Here is a 462-nt window from a genome sequence, read left to right as displayed (position 1 = left end):
AGTGGCGACTGTTTTTGCTAGGTCAAGACTGACGGCGATCATTGCACTCGGCGTTGTCGGTTATACGCTTGCATTGTTTTTTGTCATTTTCAGAGCGCCGGACTTGGCATTGACTCAGCTCGTCATTGAAACGATTTCTGTGGCACTGTTTCTGCTTTGCTTCTACCATTTGCCGAAACTGAGGCTGAAAACAAAAACGAGAACGTTCCGGATGACGACTTTTATCATTTCTTTAGGCGTCGGTGTTATCGTTACTCTGCTCGGTATCGCATCCTCAAGCCAGCGGACAAAAGACAGCATTGCGTCCTTCTTTGTCAAACACAGCCACGATCTCGGCGGAGGGGATAATGTCGTCAATGTCATTCTTGTTGATTTCAGGGGATTTGATACAATGTTTGAAATTACGGTATTAACAATAGCCGCTCTCGGCATTTACAGCATGATTAAAACAAAAGTAAAAGA

The 462-nt window shown here is 44.6% G+C and carries 1 protein-coding gene; it reads left to right on the top strand.

Annotated features, from left to right (window positions below):
* The coding region (gene mbhE, locus AY633_RS10370; protein ID WP_145915677.1) for a hydrogen gas-evolving membrane-bound hydrogenase subunit E at positions 1-462 on the top strand (462 nt) is incomplete at both ends.

This window comes from Planococcus maritimus, assembly GCF_001592825.1.
GTDB lineage: Bacteria > Bacillota > Bacilli > Bacillales_A > Planococcaceae > Planococcus > Planococcus maritimus_C.
Note: the sequence above shows the minus strand (reverse complement) of the source record. Positions and strands in the feature narration are given on the sequence as shown.